General features: G+C 41.0%; 18 protein-coding genes. 9 read left to right on the top strand and 9 right to left on the bottom strand.

Annotated elements, in window-relative coordinates:
• Window positions 1-3: 3 nt before the first annotated feature.
• A complete protein-coding gene (locus CLV32_RS19370) occupies window positions 4-1,302 on the bottom strand; it encodes a hypothetical protein (protein ID WP_133558607.1) in 1,299 nt (432 codons plus the stop codon).
• A 262-nt stretch (window positions 1,303-1,564) separates the two neighbouring features.
• Window positions 1,565-4,453 (bottom strand): AsmA family protein, encoded by a 2,889-nt coding sequence (locus CLV32_RS19365; protein ID WP_133558606.1) that lies wholly within the window; start codon window positions 4,451-4,453, stop codon window positions 1,565-1,567.
• A gap of 151 nt (window positions 4,454-4,604) precedes the next feature.
• Between CLV32_RS19365 and CLV32_RS19360 the strand changes: the two genes are divergently transcribed.
• Window positions 4,605-5,405 carry a hypothetical protein gene (locus tag CLV32_RS19360; RefSeq protein ID WP_133558605.1) on the top strand — a complete coding sequence of 267 codons (801 nt, stop codon included), beginning with the start codon at window positions 4,605-4,607 and terminating at the stop codon, window positions 5,403-5,405.
• Window positions 5,406-5,424: 19 nt separating this feature from the next.
• On the opposite strand, the gene CLV32_RS19355 is transcribed toward CLV32_RS19360, so the two are convergent.
• Window positions 5,425-5,796, bottom strand: coding sequence for a response regulator (locus CLV32_RS19355; RefSeq protein ID WP_133558604.1), 372 nt, complete (start codon window positions 5,794-5,796; stop codon window positions 5,425-5,427).
• A gap of 175 nt (window positions 5,797-5,971) precedes the next feature.
• Between CLV32_RS19355 and CLV32_RS19350 the strand changes: the two genes are divergently transcribed.
• Window positions 5,972-6,544, top strand: coding sequence for a hypothetical protein (locus tag CLV32_RS19350; RefSeq protein WP_133558603.1), 573 nt, complete (start codon window positions 5,972-5,974; stop codon window positions 6,542-6,544).
• A gap of 6 nt (window positions 6,545-6,550) precedes the next feature.
• Here the strand turns inward: CLV32_RS19350 and CLV32_RS19345 are convergent, their stop codons facing one another.
• Window positions 6,551-7,654 carry an OmpA family protein gene (locus tag CLV32_RS19345; protein WP_133558602.1) on the bottom strand — a complete coding sequence of 368 codons (1,104 nt, stop codon included), beginning with the start codon at window positions 7,652-7,654 and terminating at the stop codon, window positions 6,551-6,553.
• 168 nt (window positions 7,655-7,822) lie between these two features.
• On the opposite strand from CLV32_RS19345, the gene CLV32_RS19340 reads away from it, so the two are divergent.
• Entirely contained in the window at window positions 7,823-8,803 is a 981-nt protein-coding gene (locus CLV32_RS19340; RefSeq protein WP_133558601.1) for a glycoside hydrolase family 43 protein, read from the top strand.
• On the opposite strand, the gene CLV32_RS19335 is transcribed toward CLV32_RS19340, so the two are convergent.
• The gene (locus tag CLV32_RS19335) at window positions 8,800-9,783 is read right to left on the bottom strand and encodes a helix-turn-helix domain-containing protein (RefSeq protein ID WP_166641985.1); all 984 of its coding nucleotides are present in this window, start codon (window positions 9,781-9,783) and stop codon (window positions 8,800-8,802) included. The two genes, CLV32_RS19340 and CLV32_RS19335, sit on opposite strands and share 4 nt — an antisense overlap.
• A 153-nt stretch (window positions 9,784-9,936) precedes the next feature.
• Between CLV32_RS19335 and CLV32_RS19330 the strand changes: the two genes are divergently transcribed.
• Both CLV32_RS19330 and CLV32_RS19325 read left to right on the top strand, forming a co-directional pair.
• Entirely contained in the window at window positions 9,937-10,410 is a 474-nt protein-coding gene (locus tag CLV32_RS19330; protein ID WP_133558599.1) for a class I SAM-dependent methyltransferase, read from the top strand.
• Window positions 10,411-10,623: 213 nt separating this feature from the next.
• On the top strand, window positions 10,624-12,825 hold the full coding sequence (locus CLV32_RS19325) for an ATP-binding protein (protein ID WP_133558598.1): 2,202 nt from the start codon (window positions 10,624-10,626) through the stop codon (window positions 12,823-12,825).
• 11 nt (window positions 12,826-12,836) lie between these two features.
• Here the strand turns inward: CLV32_RS19325 and CLV32_RS19320 are convergent, their stop codons facing one another.
• Entirely contained in the window at window positions 12,837-13,541 is a 705-nt protein-coding gene (locus CLV32_RS19320) for an FISUMP domain-containing protein (protein ID WP_133558597.1), read from the bottom strand.
• Window positions 13,542-13,820: 279 nt separating this feature from the next.
• Between CLV32_RS19320 and CLV32_RS19315 the strand changes: the two genes are divergently transcribed.
• From CLV32_RS19315 to CLV32_RS19305, 3 genes are all read left to right on the top strand, one after another.
• A complete protein-coding gene (locus tag CLV32_RS19315; RefSeq protein WP_133558596.1) occupies window positions 13,821-14,618 on the top strand; it encodes a hypothetical protein in 798 nt (265 codons plus the stop codon).
• Between the two features lie 323 nt (window positions 14,619-14,941).
• Complete coding sequence (locus CLV32_RS19310) at window positions 14,942-15,652, top strand: AraC family transcriptional regulator (RefSeq protein ID WP_133558595.1); 711 nt, start codon at window positions 14,942-14,944, stop codon at window positions 15,650-15,652.
• Window positions 15,642-16,349, top strand: coding sequence for a hypothetical protein (locus tag CLV32_RS19305; RefSeq protein WP_133558594.1), 708 nt, complete (start codon window positions 15,642-15,644; stop codon window positions 16,347-16,349). The genes CLV32_RS19310 and CLV32_RS19305 overlap by 11 nt, the downstream gene beginning before the upstream one ends.
• 29 nt (window positions 16,350-16,378) lie before the next feature.
• Here CLV32_RS19305 and CLV32_RS19300 read toward each other — a convergent pair whose 3' ends face one another.
• The gene (locus CLV32_RS19300; RefSeq protein WP_133558593.1) at window positions 16,379-17,296 is read right to left on the bottom strand and encodes a hypothetical protein; all 918 of its coding nucleotides are present in this window, start codon (window positions 17,294-17,296) and stop codon (window positions 16,379-16,381) included.
• Window positions 17,297-17,305: 9 nt separating this feature from the next.
• Window positions 17,306-18,748, bottom strand: a complete 1,443-nt coding sequence (locus tag CLV32_RS19295; protein WP_133558592.1) for an MBOAT family O-acyltransferase — start codon at window positions 18,746-18,748, stop codon at window positions 17,306-17,308.
• Window positions 18,749-18,846: 98 nt separating this feature from the next.
• Here CLV32_RS19295 and CLV32_RS19290 point away from each other — a divergent pair, with 98 nt between their 5' ends.
• A complete protein-coding gene (locus CLV32_RS19290) occupies window positions 18,847-20,271 on the top strand; it encodes a serine hydrolase (RefSeq protein WP_133558591.1) in 1,425 nt (474 codons plus the stop codon).
• Here CLV32_RS19290 and CLV32_RS23380 read toward each other — a convergent pair.
• A complete protein-coding gene (locus CLV32_RS23380; protein WP_243732362.1) occupies window positions 20,268-21,038 on the bottom strand; it encodes a LuxR C-terminal-related transcriptional regulator in 771 nt (256 codons plus the stop codon). The two genes, CLV32_RS19290 and CLV32_RS23380, sit on opposite strands and share 4 nt — an antisense overlap.
• Window positions 21,039-21,123: the final 85 nt, after the last annotated feature.

The following is a 21,123-nucleotide window of genomic DNA, read 5'->3' as shown; positions in this document are numbered from 1 at the left end:
TTATCAATAGTTCAAGTAGAATTCACCTTCGGTGATTGATTTGTTAGCGGTTCCTATTTTATCGGCCACAAGAACAGCAGCATATTTTCCTTTAATTGTACGTTTTGCAGCATCTATTGCGGTGATCTCCACCTGGGCGGAAGCACCGGGCCCATAAACACCCCAGTTTGTGACCGTTTTTGAGTACCCATTAGAGGTAGTTGCCGTATAACTCATGTTGGATACATTTGTACCGGTAAAGTTATATTTGCCAGGACCAGTAATTCCGTCGAGGGAAAACACCATAGCTGTTGAAGAAGAATTGCGGCTTTCGGGAGTAGCGGGTGGATTTGATGTACTTACTGAAAATTTAAGTACTCCATCTATAAAAGTTGCAGGTGGATTATAACGCACCGTGGCAAGACCGTTCATTTTATAACTTAATATCCGAACATCTGTATTGTAAGGCAAGGTGATCATACCAACATCCGTGGTATTGCCTTTAGTAACCACCGCTGTAATATCAGCAGGCGAAAGGTATGGTGTGTAAGCAGTGGTTTTTATGGTATAAGTACCGGGTAAAAGTACTGGAAAGAATAATGTATTTTTATACCGATCTATAAAGCCGGAAGTTACCGTACCTGATAGATTATGAATGGCCTGAATAGTTGCTGCGCTGGCAACAGGATTAAACGATCCTGTGATACTTCCTGAGTTACCTGGCTTGCAGTTCATGGTTCCCAAACTTACTGGTTTGCCTGAAATCGTTATGGAAACTTCATCAGGAGATTCAAGCGGTGCAGCCACAGTAAAACTGAGGGTATAATCGCCGCTTGGTAACCCAAGATTAAAACCGCCATAGGCTTTCTCAGGTATCACAACAAATGCTTGGCCTGTTTTTTTGTTAGTGGCAGTTACACTTGTACCAGAACCGACGGGCAGCAGTGTTCCGCTAACACTTCCCATCGCACCAGGAACCTGATCAAGCATGATTGGGCCTGTACCAATTGTTTGGCCGGCTAATACCCTGACTGATCTGTTTGTTAGCGGGTAATAAATCGTGCTTGGAGGGACGGATAATTGATAATCGCCGGCAGGTAGCTGATCAAATTGAAAAGATCCGACGACTGTATTGACCGATGCTGTGTAAATTTTTCCTTGTACATCCGTGGCGTAAATGTTAGCGGATGCCCCAAGCGGGAGTAATATCCCTGAGAGTGATCCTTTAGTATTTGCAGGTTCAATAAGGCTGTCATGATTTGGATTTTTTTTACAGGCGCATACCAGGATGCTGAAACAAATAAGGAGGAGAATTCTTTTCATCAGGGATTAATAATACCCAAAAGTAGAGCTCCTTAAAGCATCCCACAATCCCGCAAACTGGGGGATTTTGATGAGACAGCCTAGAAACAATTAGGTTGTTGATGACCTATAAATATGGACCCTGCATCTTCAGCTCCACACCTTCGGAGACGTGTTCTAGAAATAATGATGTTGTTTGATGACATGCAAATCTTTTCTTCAAAGATTTGAGGAAGAAAACAGCATCATTATTTCCTCCGCACGATCCCAATTCCACACCTTTTTAACCCTGAACATTCCTTTTAACTTGTTTTTCCGCAGCTTCAGCTTTCTTCTCCTGCGCCCGTTTAAGTTGCCTTTGCTCGCTACCAGACTTTTTAACATCACGTTTTTCTCCGCGGATCACCTTGTTGATTTTCCTGTTATAAATTGCGGTTAAGATCCCCTGTCCAGTGCGGCTAAAAAACTTAATCTTTGGATTTTCTGCCGTTCCGATTACTGCAACAGGGATACTGATCCATCCCGCTGGCGGAAGCCCTACTTTAACCAGGATATCCAAGAGTCCATTAAGACTCGTTGTACCGCTGATAGAAGGCCTGAGTACTGACACTTTAAATTTAAACTCATCGATATGGATCAGGTTATTTTTGATCTGCGTGGAAATATTGACACCTTTCATATCAGGATTATTAAACGCATCGGCGCCAACATTATCACCGATTACCGACAGCATTTTCAGGTTTTTAACTGCTACATCCCGTAAGTTAACCACACCGCCTCCTTCCAATGAAGGATAGATGGGCATCATATTTTCGTTGAAATCGCCCTTAAGTTTATAATCTAAAGAAACAATCCCCGTCACATCCTTTGCAGATGTTGCCAACTCGCGCACCATATCAATTTCCTTATACGCACGTTGGACGTTAAAATCCTGCACCTTAAATGCAATATCGAAGTTTGATGTTAAGGGCGTTTCATCTTTGTACCGTGCATCGATATTCATCCTGCTCCCGATAAGGTTAAAGGCCGTATTCTTTAAAAATATCTGTCCGCCTGTGACCGCTGCCTGCCCATTGAGCTGATTAATTTCAAGTCCTTTGAATCCAACTTTCTTGGCATTTACTGTCAGGGATACATCCAGGTTTTTAGGAACAATAATCACCCCACTACTTTTAGGATTTTCAGCTTTAGCATATTCAATAGCCAGGGATTGATCTTTATTATCTCCGCTTTTAAGCGCCATAAACTCATCTACCAGAATATAGTTTGAATTCGAAGCGAAATTTCCGTGAAGGGTACCTTTGCGTTCGACAAAATAATTGATTGTATTGAGCAGGTATCCATTTAATGCAAAGTCTGACTTACCGTAGGTAGCGTTAAATTTGCGGAACCACATTTTCTCGTTCTCAAACTCGAAGTTCCCTTCTTTAAGGTAAAACGACTTAGGAAGGTATGAGGTAGTTGCTTTAATATTTTTCAGGTTTAGCGTGCCTTTATTATCAAGCTTGCTGTACTGGCCTGTTGTGGCATAGCTTAATCGGCCGTTCAATGAAAGATCTGCCTTTACCAGGCCGCTAACGTCCAATCCTTTTTTGGCGAATACCTGATAGATTTTTCCGATGTTAAGCACCCCCTGTGCACGTACTTTATAAAGCAGGTCTTCAAAGTCCTGGAGGCTGACATTGATGAATACCGGATTTCCCTCAAAATCAAACTTGAAGGGATTGATGTCTACCCCGAGACTTCGGAAGGTACCGTCGGTGTTTTTGATATTAGCTGTCAGGTTAATATTCGTGATCGGGTTAGGATAGCTACTTGTTTTTAACCAGCCGTTTCGGAGTTTAAGATATCCATTAGCTTTGGGGAATAACTTTTTATCCATGTTAAAGACACCATTGGCCTTAATGTCTGCATCCATCAGTCCCCTAACCTCAAGATCCTTTAGGCCAAGGGCCTGATCCAGCGTCTGTAAGTTAACAGCACCTTTGAGATTGGCATTTACAGTCATCTCGCTGAGTCCTTTAGTTTTTACCGCAGCACGAAACGTATTTTTCCCACCCAGGTCGAAGTTTAGTTTTTTGAGATCCAGACCCAACTGTTCAGGATCCAGTGCAGGTAAATCTATATTCAGATCAACATTCAGGTTGTTCATGGGCACCGGTGCCTTTGCGCTGGATACGGTACCATCCTGAACAAATAAACGGGCTTTAAAATCTGGCTTTATCTTTCTGGGTTCACTGAACTGACCTTTTAGGGCGAAGAACAAATCACTTTTACCCTCCAGTTTAGTGTCTTTGGCCCAGTCAAGATATTGGGGCGGAAGTACGGAAATCATGTCCCGGATGGTTGTGTTTTCTGAAGCCGCTTTAATATCCAGGTCGTAACCATCCTTAAGAATGCTTACGAAGCCTGTAAATTTCAGGGGGAGATCATTTATCCTAAGTTCATTTTTTTTGAGCACAAAGGTAAGCGCATTGGTATTTATTCTGGTGATGAGATCTGCATGCAGAGATTTCTGCTGGGCGTAATAAATCCTGTTCAGACTAAAATCAAGTAGATCGATATCCAGGTCAGTTTTCAGGTCAAAGATATCCTCGCTTAAACCACCTTTACCCGTGTAGTCTAGACCTTTAGCATCCAGAGATACTGCTGCCGGGCGGTCATTGTATCTAACGTGCCAGTTTCTGAATTTGATCAGATCCAACTTAATAGAAGTACCCTTTCCCGATGTATCTTTTGGAGTTGTAGCCGGACTGGCAACGTACACATTGTAATTAGCCTGTCCTTTACTATTTACGAGCACATTTGCAAAGGCATCAGTAACATAAATTTCATTGATCCGAATCTCATTATCAAAAATCAGACTCTTAAGATTGATCCCTGCAGCCACTTCCTTTGCGGCCAATAAGGTATCTTGTTGAAAAGGCTTGGATCCACGCAGGATTAATTCATCCACTGATACCGTTAGTGAAGGAAAATGGCGGAAGAACGTTAGGTGTGTCTTTTTAAAGTCGAGCTTACCTGCCAGGCGCTTGTTTGCAAATATCTTTACCTGCTCTGAGATAGTTCCCGGAAACAGCAAGGGGATGATAAACATTAAAAACAAGATAGATACCACGACAATTCCAACCCATTTCAGGATTTTGAGAATTGGCTTTTTAAAATTTCCCATAACGGTATGAATCAATTTACCAATAGATCAACATCGAAGTCAATGTTATTATCAAGAGATATCTAAAATCAAGCCAGTAACACAAATACCAACATTTAGGTATTGTGGTATGCATGCACAAAACATAGTTTTGATAGTATACCCATAATTTATGCTTTCACCATCTGTCATGTTTTGCGGTGCTGCCGATACACAATGTTACCTTGAAGATTATTTTAACGCTTGCAGATCGCTAAATCTGCAAAAGCCCGTTACCTTTATCAACGGTATATTTTTCTTCGACCAGTTTGGCGGGCCTAAGGCCCATAAGTTCAGTTCTCAATTGACTATCGATGCATCTGATCTTATCATTTTTGTGATCAAGAGTACATATGCTGATATAACCTGGGAAGAGGAATTCGAATACGCCAGCGAGCAGGGTAAAAATCTTATTATTTTGTGTTACCAACCTACCTATGATGTATACAGGGGAGCTACAACTTATCAGGTTAGAGAAAGCACATTATTTGCAAAGATGGCCTATTTAGAAACCTGCAACCGCTATAACCAGATGGGGATTATAGGCTATCAGGATTTTGGTTTGGAACAGGCTATCATAAACCAAATCTCAGCGCTTTTCGCTTCAGCGCTAAAGAACAACCAGTCATATAATAAGAGGCAGTCTTTTATCAACAACCAGCTTTACGGAAAAAAATACAAGGAATATAAGAAACATCCCATTACCAATAAAAATGTGGAGTTATGCCGGCAAATCCTGTTTGATCCCTATGAAAACAAAGAAACACGAAAACGGGCATTACAGTATTTCATGTACAGTAAATCGCTGATTATTGATGGAGCAAGCGAACAGGAACAGTTCAAAACACTTCTGGAAGAATGCCTTGACAAGGATGTTTCAAAAAGAGCCTGGAAAGAAGTTACAAAAACCTTGTTCCCGGAATTGAATGGATGAGGGGTAACGAATAATTACATCACTGAATTTTAATAAGTTGGCGCTTAACTTTTTGAACGAGGCAACTTATATCGAATGGTTTAGCAAGGAAATCGTTAGGTAAACATTGCTGCTCCATTTGAGCAAGCTGACACTCGTCTCCAGCAGACATGAGGATCACAGGGATCGTAGCAGTGATAGGATCCTTCTTTATGGCAGAACATAAAAGACGACCATCCATGTCACCCAGCAAAACATCCATCAAAATTACGTCTGGGTAAACGTTTTCGATCACTGTCTTTAAAGCACAGCCTTCGGCCAAAGGCACCACGGTATAGCCTTCTAGTTCTAGCAACAACGTGATCATTTGAAGAATTACTTCATTATCTTCAACAACTAATATCTTCTTCATAAAATCGGGCAGTTTAAAATACAACTAGCTGACTATCTAAAAGTTTCAATTTAATACAACTTAACTGACGGTTTAAGATACGTTAATAATTACGGGGGGAATATTGACAATTGCGACAGAACAGTACGTCAAAGTTTAAGACAGATACTGGCTTGAATGTTGATCTCTTTTGGCCATGACGACATACAGGATAATGCTGGTTTCAGTCCTTTTTACATCGGTACTGCTCGGTGCCTGTTCGAATGCCAATGAGAAGCCACAATTACCAATGGTACCAATCAACCAACGCAGCGCAGACGTCAGGTATAGCGCATTACAAAAAATCGCTGACCAGAACATCAACAAATGGATTGGGGATAATATTGAGGAGGTACGATTTCTCAAAGAGTGCACATGGAAGGTTGATGATGAAATATTTTTTAACACAAGAAAAGACAGGGCGTATCTGTTGTTACTGATACAGGATAACGATACATCGGCAGCGCTGGATTATGTCTACGTGCTGTATGCCGCACAGAATATGTCTAAATGGACGATCTACTTTGCCGGACTTCCTACATTTGTGATTCCCAGAGACAGGATGCCACAGGTTGGTAAAGTGGCTATGGGGAAACTAGCCGAATTTGGGAGGCAGGAAATACGGAAGGGGTATTTTGGCAGCAATGGCCAGATTGACGACAAATTTGTTAATGCAACCTTTTCCGAAGAACTTAAGGCAAGACACCTGGAGTTTCTTCGGAAAAGGTAGGCGACATTATTTCTTAACCAATTCTACTCTTCTATTACGTGCCATGTTGGCTTCGCTATCGTTAGCAACTAAGGGCCGTTCTGCTCCGAAGCCAGTAGCGGTTAATCTGTTGGTTGCTATCCCGCGACTGGTTAAAGATTTCAGGATGGTATTTGCACGTGCTGCTGACAACATTTTATTGTGCGCAGCTGCGCCTGCATTATCTGTATGCCCTTCGATGGCTAGTTTTAATGAGCCATCATTTTTCAATAAGGCTAAGATCTCATCAACGGCCTTTTGGCCTTCAGGCTGTAATGTTGATTTATCAGTATCGAAATTAATATTCAGGATTGCTTTTCCGGTTGCATCGATATCTTTCTTCATTTGTGCAGCCGTAGGCGCCTTGATTGTCTGTTCAAATCCTGCTAGCTCTACAACACCAACATCGCCCTCCGCAGTATTAGAGAATACCTGAAACATGACTTTACCTTTTGCATGATTTAAGGCGTAAAAACGTACTGGAACGTTATAAGGATCACCAACCATGTGGTTATGGATCGCCATGTCATCATCTTTGTTAAGAAATTTCTTCTTGGCATCGTCGAGTTTCATCTTACCAATCAGCTTAGCACCAATGCTTGTCAGATATTTTTCGACACTACTATCAAATTTATATTGGTTCCATTCCACATTGTCGCCTTTCATCCGGAACTTCAACTTACCAACTTTTCCTTCAGCATTATAAAAAGACGATCCTGTAAATATGAACAATTTGTTGAAATCCGAGACTGTAGAATATCCCGTTTTAGATTCTGAATAGCTATCCTTCTCTCCGATGTAAAAGCCTGATGGAGCTGTAAGGTAAGGAAATGCACCAATTTCAGCTGTCGACACCGGGACGGTATTCCAGTCAAAATCTTTAAATACTTCTGTAGTTCCAGGAGTTTCTGATGAGATGGATGGGGCTGCGGTGCTGGTTGAAGTTGTAGCCGAAGTTGTTGTGACTGTAGTATCAGCAGGTGTATCTCCCTTTTTACCAGAAGAACTGCATGCGGTTAAGCAAGTAGCCAGAACACCGGTGTACAATAGACTAGTCAGCCTGTTATTGGTTTTCTTTGTAGCGTGGTTCATAGTATAGCGTTTTGATTTTCAGAGGCTAGCTTACAATTATCGTGCTCAGTAATTTTATTTGCAAATTACAGGTTCAACTACGCCTTCAAGTTTACTATGAATCGTCTAAAATGGTTTTGCCGCATTTACAAAAAAATGTAGCTTTAATGCTTGATCAAAAAAAACCAAATGCGCACATCTAATCTGTTACTTTGTTTAGTTTTCTTTACCTCTGCTATTTTTGCACAACAGAAAGCAGCTCAAAAAACGTCTGGTAATCCTATATTTCCAGGTTGGTATGCCGATCCAGAGGGGGCAATATTTGGAAGAGAGTACTGGGTATATCCTACCTACTCAGCAAAGTATAAAGAACAGGTTTTTATGGATGCCTTTAGCTCCAAAGACCTGATTAACTGGACAAAGCACCCTAACATTCTACAGAACAAAGATGTTAAGTGGGCCGACAAGGCAATGTGGGCTCCATCGATTACAAAAAAGGACAATAAATATTATCTATTCTTTGGCGCCAATGATATACAAAACAACGATGAGCTTGGTGGAATCGGCGTAGCGGTATCAAATAAGCCTGAAGGTCCGTTTATAGACCATATTGGCAAGCCGCTGATCGATAAGTTCCATAATGGCGCTCAGCCTATAGACCAATATATTTTCAACGATAAAGACGGACAGTATTACTTGTATTACGGTGGCTGGAAACACTGTAATGTTGTGAAGCTTAGCGATGATTTTAAAAGCGTAGTGCCATTTCCTGATGGCTCTACCTATAAAGAAATTACACCTGAAAACTATGTTGAGGGACCGTTTATGTTTATGCGCAATGGCAAATATTACTTTATGTGGTCTGAGGGTGGTTGGACAGGCCCTAATTATTTTGTTGCCTATGCAATTGCAGACTCCCCCATTGGACCATTTAAGCGCATCGACAGGATTCTTAAGCAAGATACAGCTATCGCTACCGGAGCGGGGCACAACTCCGTTATTCAAAATCCAAAGACCAAAGAATATTACATCTTATACCACCGCAGGCCTTTGGGAGAAACGAATGGCAATCACAGGGTAACCTGCATAGAGAAAATGGAGTTTGACGAGAATGGGTATATAAAACCTGTCCAAATTACATTTGAGGGAGTTGGGGCAAGCAAACTTTAATTTTTTAAAGATCCTGGAGGTTGACCAAACTTTTTACGGAATGCAGTGCTGAAGTGCTGGACGGAAGAATAACCAAGGTCGAATGCCACAGATTTTATCGCAACACCGTCTAACAACAATGTTTTAGCATGTTTTAGTTTGTAATCGCTCAAGTAACCAATCACACTATTGTCGAACAGCTTCCTAAATCCCTGCTTCAGCTTAAACTCATTGATTCCACATACCCTGGCAAGTTCAGTAACTGACGGTGGTTGTTGAATATTTTGAATCAGGTAATCGCGTGCGTGGTATAAGCAGTCCTGATCGTAATCAGAGTACAGGTTTTTCTTGGAGGCTGCCCGTTCAAAGGCATTTGCCTGAAGCACGAGTAGTTCTATACATTTTGACTGTAAAAACATAAGCTTTAGTCCTTCAGGATAGTCGCAATTCAGGATCTCACGGATACATTCGTGCATGTCCAGTGATATAGGCAAACTTTGCACAGCTATTTGCGCATAGCGGCCGGCATCCATATGATCGGCTAAGATTTTTAAGGCCTGAGAAGCGTGTTCGGCAAGTTGCAAAAATCTTTCTTTGGCAAAGTGGACTTCAAAGAAGCAGTAATTGTGGTCGGTATCATATTGGGCCGTCCCATCCAACTCAGGCATATAAATAATGTTCTGCTGGTTGGCATTGAACAAATATTGTTGCTTGTTTACCTGGTTATATATAGCTCCGCTTCCGGAGAGCGTGAAACGCAATTTAAGCATATCAGGTTTATCCGCCGTAGGCTTAAAATAGAGCTGGTGTTGTTTAAATAAGATATCGCCATAAACGATATAAAAATCCGGAGCGGTGATCTGCACCAACTCGGCCTCGCTGAAAGAAAATGTGTATGTCTGTCTGGTTTCTTTGAGCAATTGGCCTTCGTTAGTGATGGGAATAAACCTGCCACCAACATTTTTCCAACTCCCATACTGCTTACCCACATTAATGCCCATAATTACAATTATGGTAAAAAAATAAAGAAACTGATTAAAAAGTTTTAACAAAAATCCATTTTGTATAAAGCAAACTCCGGTTTGTGTAAAGATTTTGAGCAAGGTCATTCGTCTATTTGCAGGCTTACCAATGCTTAATGTATGGAACAGCAGATGAAATTGAGGGAAAAAAAAGTTTTGGACAACCGTAGCAGGGAAACAACTTTGACAACAGCCAATCGGATAGTACTGGATGTGATAGCAGCGATGTGGTTGCCTGCGGAAACAAAAATTTTAGAGATCGACTTTGACGGGTGTGGAAATGTCCCATCTGCGTCTCTGGATTGCTGCTATGCGCTCAATACGATTTATTTCTGGGAGAAACCCATCAACCAGTTTGCGGCAGTGCATCGCGCGTTAAAAGCAAAGGGCAGGTTTGTTGTAGCTTTTGTAGAAAAAGAGTTTGGTGCAGCACTTCCATGGACGGTTTTCGATTTCAGGTTTTATTCGGTGTCAGAGGTGAGGACATTTTTTGAGACTTGTGGCTTTGGCGACATACAAGTGCTGCACAGAACGGAGCACATATTAAATTCAAAGGGGGAACATATAGAAAGGCCGTTTATTATCCTATATGGTCAGAAATTCTGAGTGTGTAAACTTTGGCAATATACCCCTTACATTGTCATTATTAGTGACTGAAGGAGCGGCTTGATTTAAATAGTTCGGCCCGGATTATATTAAACGCTTCGTTGGACTGAAGTTAATAAGAACAAATTCACAACAATACTGCTAAATTATTACCACTTAGGTTAGTATCTATAAAGTAGCTTGCTTACATTCGCAATTGCTCAGCAATCTCGAATGGATAAACTTAAAAACTCTTTCTTTCAGGCTTATTTTAGGATGCCTGTACCACGCCTTGTTGTAAGAACCAACTTTCCAGAATACACAATAATGGAAGTAAATAATTCTTATCTTGAAACAACAGGTGCATTAAAAGAAAACATTCTGAATCAATCGCTTATCAACCTATTTTGCAACCCTGGCGAAGTTACACCTGAGCGGATTAAACTAGAAGAAGCACTAACGAACTCCCTGCAAACCAATGAGCAGATTAATATTGAAGAATTTGAAATCTCATCTTTAAATGATGAAGCAGATCCCGTAGCCTGGTGGCAAGTCGAACTAATGCCCGTAGCCGAAGAGGCCGAGCAACCAGCCTATCTGATCGTAACAACCAGAAATATCACCCGCCATATCCTCAGTCAGAAGGAACTACATGATGCACATCACCGTGAACAGACTTTACATGAAGAGCTTGCTGCGACCAACGAAGAGCTTTTTGCAACGAATGAAGAACTAAGCAAAACTGTAGAAAGCTTAAAAGAGAGCCAGGAAAGCTTAGTAACACTAAATAAGGAACTGGAACAGCGCGTAATGCGACGCGCTGCTGAGCTATTTAAAGTCCAGACAGACCTTATTGCCCAGCATCAGCTTTTGGATACTATTGTAAATGAAGTGCCCGCCGGCATCTGCGTAATGGAAGGCCCGGAGATGAAGATGAAAACCATCAACAATGCCCTTTTGGAGCTTTGGAACAGAGATGAAAGCATCATAGGGTTGCCGCTTTTGGAGATTCTCCCTGAAATTAAAACACAGGCTTTCCCAGAGATATTAGCGGAAGTATACCGCACCGGAATTGCGTATAGCAGATTTGAGGCTGAAGCAGAGTTGGTGATTGATGGCGTAAAACAAAAATTTTATCGGGACTATTCCTATACACCGATTAAAGATGCGGAAGGAAATACGCATAGCATCCTTTCGCTAAGTATAGATGTAACAGAACGCGCGATTGCACGCTTAAGAGAGCAGGAACTGATGGAGGAGCAATCAGCCATCAATGAAGAACTAGCTGCTGCTAATGAAGAACTTGCTACGACAAACGAAGAACTTGCAGCCACAAATGAAGAGCTGAACGAATCACGCGATCACCTGCAGCAACTGATCAGGGAAAAGGAAAGCGCTGAAGCTAAACTGGAACTAGCCATAGAGGCTGCCGGACTTGGATCATGGCACATAGACCCGATAACAAAAGACTTGCATTACAATGCCGTGCTGGCCAGACTTTATGGTTATGAAGGCCAGACGCCGATGACATACGACCAGGCAATTGGGCAAATTACCGAAGAACATCGTGAGTTGGTGGTTAAGGATATTGAGCAAGCCATTAAAGATGGTGGCTTATATGATGTCTCTTTTACCCAAAACCGCTTTGACAATGGCGAAGTAATCTGGTTACGCTCGGTAGGTAGGATCAGCAAGGACGAGTTGGGTAAATACACTATTTTCTCTGGCGTAGTAATGGATATTACTGAGCAGAAAAAGGATGAGCAGCGTAAGAATGACTTCATAGGAATGGTGAGCCATGAGCTTAAAACACCACTCACCTCTTTAAATGCTTACGCTCAAGTACTGCAAGCAAAAGCTGTTAAAAATGAAGATACCTTTGGTGTAAGTGCACTGGGCAAAGTTACGGATCAAGTTAAAAAAATGACTACCCTGATCAATGGATTCTTAAATATCTCCAGATTGGAGTCTGGCAAGATCCAGCTGAATAAACAGCATTTCAACCTGGATCAACTGGTAAAAGAGTACATCGAGGATGCACAAATTCTTTCTACACACCATAAGATCATCTTTGAACCTTGTGCACCGGTTAAAGTTTTTGCCGACAAAGACAAAATTGGATCAGTAATATCAAATCTCATCAGTAACGCTATCAAATATTCACCGTCTGGTGCAGATATAGAGATTCTTTGTGATATCAAGGACGATGTTGCGCAGATTAGTGTTAAAGACCATGGCATGGGGGTGCCGGCGAAGGATTTGCCACGCTTATTCGATCGCTTCTACCGGGTGGAAAGTGAGGCTATGCATCTTATTTCTGGTTTTGGCATTGGGCTATACCTCAGTGCAGAGATTGTGCAACATCATAATGGTAAAATTTGGGCAGAAAGTGAGCCTGGTAAAGGATCTGTATTTCACTTTAGTTTGCCAGTGTAAAAATGGAAAGCCTAATTATCTTTAACAAAACGCAGTGATCTTTTCTCAGCTAACATTGTTGTGACCCCGTCTCCATTAGCCGTAGTGCTATAAATACCGCCACGTAGACCCGCAGGCTGATTTCTGGCATCCACACTACTGGTAGAAATCTCGAATAGCAAAGGAAGATATTTGCCACCGGATTGAACAGTTGTTGACGTCCAGAAGGATGCGCGAATACCTTTATCTGAGAAGGTTTTTGTTCCCAAAGCGGAAATTGATAAGTATCCTGTTGGATGTAAATTTAGTTTTGTTGTATTTAAGCCTGTGTAGAGCACATTTGTCCAGCCGGTTGTTGATATCAGCTTTGCGCAGGAAGTAGCGTCGGTGTATGTTTGTGTAAGATCCACCTTCGTTCCAACAAGAGTCATTAACGATTTCACATCTGCTTCGGTAGGAATACGCCAGCCTTTAGGCAAATTGGCTATTGCCTTGATTTCTGGCCAGGAATACAGTTTTCCAAGAAAGGGATCATTGACACCGTCCTTATAGTTTACACCTCCTACCCCATTGTAGTTGGAGGCTGTCCATGTTTTTGTTCCGATTGCTACTGTGGTATATAGCGTACCATCAATGGTAATAGTTTCCGCTAAAATATCTAGATCAGACACGTCTTTTTTGCAGGATACCTGAACAATGATCAACAGCGAGAGCATTAAAGTTACCTTTCGTTTCATTTGATTAACAGACTATATTTGGTTGTCATAGTTAGATAAAAGACTACGATGTTGGCAGATGCCAATTTACCCTATCCCTATGGTAGCATCGTACGGGAAGCCGTAACCGTTAGTTTATCTAAAAAACAATCACAAGTTACTGATTTACAACTAAAAGATAACTTTTATTGGAAAATAATTTGTTGCCGAGTATAAATTACAATTATTGACGCAGATTCGTTTCTGGCGTGGCATGAATGTTGGAAGATGAGGACTATTAACATAGAAACGATCAACCTTATGAAATACCCATTAATTATCGCCTCTCTGATGCTGCTTACCATATTAACTCATGGGCAGACAAATATCAAACAGAGCGAACTCCAGGGATTTAGCATTGGCAAGCGCATGGAAAAGCATGAGCCACAAAATGTGAGGTATAAAGATGGGAAGCCTTTATCAGCCGGCAGTTACGTGGTTTTGATGGACCAGGAAGGACGGAATGCGCAAGGAATGAAGGTATCTTTTCAGGTTAACAATACTGGAAAGATTGATGGGGAGATGAACTTTGATTTACCAGATAAAACATTTGAAATAAGAGGATTATATAAAAATGATACGTTAGTTAGGGTAGACAAGAAGATTAACGGTATGCTTGTGGAAAGCAACTATTTTGATGGGGATGTTTTCTACGAAAAGGAGTTTGAAGACAATGGCGACTTCAAGAGTGAGTCAAGATCCAGGAACGGCAAGACATTTTATTCAAAGCGTATGAATCTATCTGGCTGGGATATCCAGGACGAGATTAAGGGTACCCGGACATTTTATTATGGGAAAACTGATCGAATTCAGAGTCGTAGTTACGGTAAAAACCTCGGAAAAGGCATTACCGCAATGGAAGAGAAATTTGACGAAAAAGGAATGCTGATTAATAAAGAAATTAATTATGCAGATGGCAGGAAGAAGACGATCAATAGAGACGGGAGTTATGAATTATTGACCCCTTCAAATTCGGGTGATAAAATTTCGGAGTATTCAAGTAAGGGCAAGCTCTTAAAAACCTATAATGCCGTTTATCCTACAATGTCAGTACAGTAATTTGAAACTTACTGGTTAAGCTTACTAAAAATCTGATCATAATTCCAATTATTTGTTAGGCAATGCCCTTGTCTGGCAACACATCATTTAGTTACATTTGAATGTCCCGCTTGCCAAAATTCGACGCGTAAAAAAACGGAACGGGATGATAGAATAACCTATAGTGCTATGCCGCTAGTTTTTCTTGCGGTTTGCGCTATAGGCCCTATCTAGTTCATTAAAAGACTCAGTAAGGATTATTTGTCACTTCTCTTAACGAAGATGGCATTTCTGTTCACATCGGAAATTCGTTAACGGACTACCTTTGTTTTACTATAATTCTTATGCCGCATAGTCATTACATTACAAAGAACACAAATACTTTAATTGCCTATTGGGATACCGATCTGGTATGCCGGTTTGCAAATAATGCTTACATCACCTGGTTTGGCCGAACTCCTGATGAACTTATTGGCAAGGTAACATTGAGGGAACTTCTGGGAGCTGGCTTCACAGTGAGCCTACCATATATAACTGGTGCATTGGCAGGGAAAGTCCAGATGTTTGAACGTAGTCTGGTCATGTATACCGGGGTGGTTCGATTAATGCAAGCCGCTTACTTCCCCGACATCAAAGATGGCATTGTACAGGGATTTTATGTGTATGAGGCTGACCTGAAGGCCGCCAGCACCGATGTTGAGCAACCCAACCTAATCAGTCGCAGGACACCAATAGATGATGTAGAAAGTGTATTAAAAGAAAACCTATTTAATAAATTCCCCGGCATCTCCACACTGGCTAAAAGATGTTTTATCTCTGAGTCTAAGTTAAAAAGAGATTTTAAAGAACGACACCATAAAAGTGTTAAAAATTATTACAGGCACCTGCAAATGCAACTTGGTGAAACATATCTTGCCGAAAACAGATTTAGCAAGAAGCAACTCGCCAATTTATTTAATTTTTCAAACCCGAATAACTTTTCACTCTGCTACAGAAAATATCTGGAAGAAAAAAGTTCTTATCCCCTGGCAAAAAAAAACATTGATGCTGCCTAACCCGTTGGCAGATTTAAGTTCCGAAATCGATATCGGTTTAAACTTAGGACTTACACAGCTTTTAAATGAACTTTTGCAGCCTTTCCAGAAAGACAGCTTAACCGTATATTGGATTATGATTCCACACGCGAAAGATTTTTTACTATCAGGGCTATGGGAATGGGACTTAACGCTCAAACAAATATTTATCAGCGATGCCGCAAAGGAAATCTGTGAAATCAACATTTCCGATCCACCGCTGATCAGTACCGTTCGGAAATTGTTTCGGGAGCGTCCCCATCTCCAGCGAATCCTGGAAACGATAAAGCGGGCAAAAAATGAAGTTATGCTTTTCGATCTTCATCTACACATCACCACTGCTGCCGGGCATCAAAAGCGGATTCGGTTAATGGGGCAATCGGTGCGGAGCGAGGGCAGCATCGTTCGCATTTATGGCTCTATCCAGGATATCGACCATACCAGTGAGCTGATCAATCGCATGAAAGGTTCATTAAAAAATATCGCCTATATCCAATCGCATGAACTACGCAAGCCTGTGGCTTCGATTTTAGGTTTGATTCATTGCTTTCAGTTGGACAACTTTGAGATTGGACCTAAAGAAATCGAGATGCTGAACAAGAGCGCAGTTGAACTGGATGGAAAAATCAAAACTATTATGCATCTGGTAGGTACCGTATCAGCGCCAACACAGACATGACCATCAAAAAACAATTTCACAGTGGTAGCTCATGGCAGCACTTTTCTGAGGTCCTGGATCAACAACTTTGTACGATAGTCGGTCCCTTGCTTTGTTAAATGATAGTTGGTATTGAAAAACAATGAATCAGGCATTTTATAGCGGGCCGGAGTTCCAAGCAAGGTGAAATGGTTTGCTTTTAGGCTAGCTTCGATTGAATCGACCTGTACACTGTTCTTGTCGAACGAAGTGACTTCGTAACCGGGAAAAGTGATTAACAACCTCCCCCCTTTTTGTTGTACGAGATCTCGGAATGTAACAAGGCTTTGCACAACAGCAGGATTGAATACTTTACCGAACGGACCATCGGGATCAAAATGTTGCCTTTCCATGTTCCAATGTGCAACTGCATCGCCGAACCTGTTATAGGAAGATACGCTATAGATGACATCGTCTTTAAAAAAAAAGTATTCATCTGGTTTAAATTTTGAAAAGATATACTTGGGTATAAAAGGATAGATGCTTACCCACTGCTGATGCCTTAATTTTCCTGCATCTTCTGGAGAAACATCGAGCACAGTACGCAATAACTCTTCACGCCCGTATGCATATGCATCATAAAATTGATGGTACTCAGGGGCTACCACGATAATATCGCCCGGTTTGATATAGGGCACTGTATGATCCAACATATATATTAATCCGATATTGGCCTGAATAGCGGTATTGATGGGATTGAGTTTCAATGAATCCTTGATAAGTTCGCTATTTAAACCAAGTCCGAGGTTAGAGCCCCCAACAAAAATAATCCTAGGTGCCGGCACATGCACAAGTAGCGAATCTTTCCTGATCTTTTCGAAGAGCAGTGACCGTGATGACCGCGGTGTGGCGGGTAGTAATACGCCGATGACTGCCAAACTTAACACGATGGCAACAAACAACAATAGATTCAGCAAAAATCGTTTCATAGCAGGCAATTAAAACTGAAAGTAAATAAAAGTTTGATCGTGTCCACCGTATAAACAGATCGTCATGATGATCAATATATAGACGGCCCATCGGAATGGTCGTTTCCAGGTACTACACATCGCTGCAATAGCATATTGTTGCTCCCTGCCAAACCACTCGACGATGAAGAACAAACCGGTTAAAACTAGAATTTCTTCTGAAAAATACACTTGGTTAGGACTGGTAAATAACGACGGCGAAAATAACGTAGATATGTAACTGAAAGCACGATTCAGGTTATCTGCACGAAAAAAAATCCAGGCAAATGTGGTTAAGCTGAAGGTGATGAGCATGGCAAAAAACTCTCGGATTGTTGGGAAATATTTACCCTTGGCTACGATGTCGAGATTATTCCTGTTGGTATTCAAAATGATAGAGGGCATAATATAAAGTGCATTTAGAAACCCCCAAACGATGAACGTCCAGTTGGCACCATGCCAAAAACCACTGACTAAAAAAATGATAAAGGTGTTTCTGATTTTCATCCACATGCCACCTTTACTCCCCCCAAGGGGAATATAGAGATAATCTTTAAACCAGGAAGAAAGCGAAATATGCCAGCGTCGCCAGAACTCAGCAATATCTCTGGAGAAATAAGGAAAGGCGAAGTTTCGCAGCAGATCCATTCCGAAAAGCCTGGCAGTACCTAAAGCGATATCTGAATATCCTGAAAAATCACAATAAATCTGTATTGTAAAAAACAAAGCTCCCAAAAGTAAAGTACTACCTGCATAACCTTCTGACTGGTTAAAAATCGTATTGGCATATTGTGCCAGGTTATCGGCGATAACCATTTTCTTGAACAGACCCCAAAGGATTTGTTTGAGGCCATCGACAGCATCGGCATAGTCAAAAACCCTTTTCTTTTTGATCTGCGGCAGCAAGTGTGTAGCCCGCTCAATTGGTCCGGCAACTAGCAGAGGAAAAAAACTTACAAATAGCGAGTAATCAATAAAATTACGTTCTGGCGTAATCCGTTTTTTATAGAGGTCGATCACGTAAGAAAGTCCATGAAAAGTATAAAAAGATATCCCCACAGGCAGCAGAATCTTCAGGGTACTAATATTCGCCTGAAACCCAAGTAAATTCAGTCCTTCGACAAATGAGGCTGCAAAGAAGTTATAATATTTAAAAACTCCCAGAAAACCGAGATTGATACCGATGCTGAGCCATAACCAGAACAAGCGTCTTCGGCGGGTATTTGATTCGTAAATCTTGATACCCGTAAAATAATCCAACAGCGTTGAAAATATCAGCAGAAGCATGAAACGCCAGTCCCAGCAACCATAGAAGAAATAACTGGAAGCCAGTAGGAGTATGTTTTGCCACCTTAAATTTCCCTTTGTAGCAAACCAATAGAGTATAAAAACAACAGGCAGAAATAGGGCGAAACTTAGGGAATTAAAAAGCATGTCTAGTCCATATACGACAACTGAGAGGAATTAGATCCGTGTAACTTTGTTTTAAATGAGGTTATTTTTTTATAGATCAATCTGCAACTTATCTGTATATGCAACGTCTTATGGTGAACAACATCACAATCATGACCAGACCTTTTACTATTTCATTATTCTTTATCTGCTTGTCAACTGCAACTTTGGGTTACGCGCAAAATCGTCGAAATCTAAAACAGTTGGATACGCTGTTGGCAAAGGCATATGACCTTGGTGTTTTTAAAGGCAATTTACTGGTAGCTGAAAAAGGTAAAATAATTTATCAAAAAACAATCGGTTGGACGGATGCGACCGAGCAAACGAGACTTACTGCGGATTATCGTCTTCATATTGGCTCTATTGCCAAAGAGTTTAATGCTGTAGCTATCATGATATTGAAAGAACAAGGGAAGCTGAGTCTCGATGATCACGTAGCTAAGTATTTACCAGAACTGCCCGGCTGGGCGGAAAGAATAAAAATCAGGAATCTGCTGCAATACACGAGTGGGGTGCCCCAGAGTGTTTGGCGCAATACCAAGGGTGATGCAGATAATTTGAATAATTTAAAAGTGGTAACGACACTTGATTTTGAACCAGGAACGAAGTATGCGTATAACAATAATGACGTTTTCTTGCAGCGTAGAATTATCGAACGTATTAGTGGGATGAGCTATGAATCTTTTGTACAGGAAAAGATGTTTATTCCCTGCGGCATTACTCATGCTGTATTTAATCCTGGGGAAACTGTAGAATTGGTGGCCAAATCCTACAATGACCAAAAAAAACAGGATAACATGACTTATGAAATTGCTGGTTGGCCTGCGTTGAATCTATTGGAGTTTTACAAGTGGTCTGAAGTCCTCAATAGCTTCCGACTGATCTCTCCGGCAGCAACAAGGGAACTTTGCATCGCATTTTCTGGTGATAACCAAACTGGCCTTGGGCATGGCACCATGGAAGGAAATAAATTGGTAAAGCACAGTCATGATGGCACTGCAAAAAATTACCAGGCACTATTAACCAGCGATGCAGCTAAGGGAATAACGGTTATTTTGATGACCAATAATAAACAAAATAATTTGGGCACAATAAACAGATCGGTTTTTTCTATTTTAGCGGGTAAACCGTACGCTAATTTAAAGCGGTCCTTCATCAATGATTTTCAGGCACAATTTGAAAATTTAACTGGACAACAGACGATAGCCCTATACAACCAGACAAAATCTGACTTTTCAGATAAATATGCCTTCGCAGAAGAGGGTACACTGAATGAAGTAGGCTATTATTTTTTGAACAAAAAGAAAGTGGCTGATGCGATTTCAGTATTCACATTAAATACCAGGTTGTTTCCAAATTCGGGAAATATGTATGACAGCTTAGGTGAAGCATATTATGTGCAGGGAGATAAAAGTAAGGCATTGGAAAACTATGTCATTGCTTTAAAACTGGATCCTACGCTGGACTCGGCAAAGAAGATGGTTGCGGAGTTAAAAAAAATCTAATCAACCCAGTTTTGCTGCACTGCTTTAATTGTTAATTCTACTGTAGATGCAGAGTCTGTTTTCTTCAATAATTTTTTTCGGTGTTCATTCACCGTCAGTATACTAATAAACAATTCCGCAGCTATTTCCTGACTTGTCTTACCCTGAATGATGTGCTTTAGCACTTGCTTTTCACGTCTGGTTAAAATATCTTTTTGTATTTGTAAAGCAAAAAAACTGGAGCATACGTGATGGTAGCTCGGTTCGCCTGCAAGCCCGATAAATGACAGCGTGGATCCTTGTGGCTTGTTTAAATGACTAATGTCTGTGTGGACGTCCAGAACCCTGATTACCGCCCCCCTTTCATCGCTCTGGATGGTGGTAGCTTGTTGAAGCAGTCTAACGTAACTCCCATCTTTACGGCGCATACGGTAGTCGTAACTCACTTTGTAGTTTAAAATTTTATCTGGTGGTAGGGCGTTGAAAAATTGGGTAACCCTGTTTTCGAAAGCCATGAAATATGGCAGATCGTCTGGATGTATCAAGTTTAGTAAAAGATCAATTGTGAACTCTGTGTTTTGATAACCGAGAATATCTTTCACAGCATCACTGGTGTATTCGATCTTGGCAGTAGCACAATTGAAGATAAAGTAATAATGTGGCCCAATATGAAATATGTTTAGGAGTTGCTTATAAAACTCAAGTTCTAATGCTTCATGGTTATGATCAACATGCTTTGCTATTCCATGCCATATTTTTTTTGCCTCTTCAAATTTTTTAACTGACATTTTGTTAACGCACTGAATACCCGGAAGGCTTAAAAATAGCATAGGTGATGGAGAAAAAAAATACCTAGTTATAGGTATATTAAGG

This window comes from Pedobacter duraquae, assembly GCF_004362245.1.
GTDB lineage: Bacteria > Bacteroidota > Bacteroidia > Sphingobacteriales > Sphingobacteriaceae > Pedobacter > Pedobacter duraquae.
This window is presented reverse-complemented; position numbering and strand designations above follow the sequence as displayed.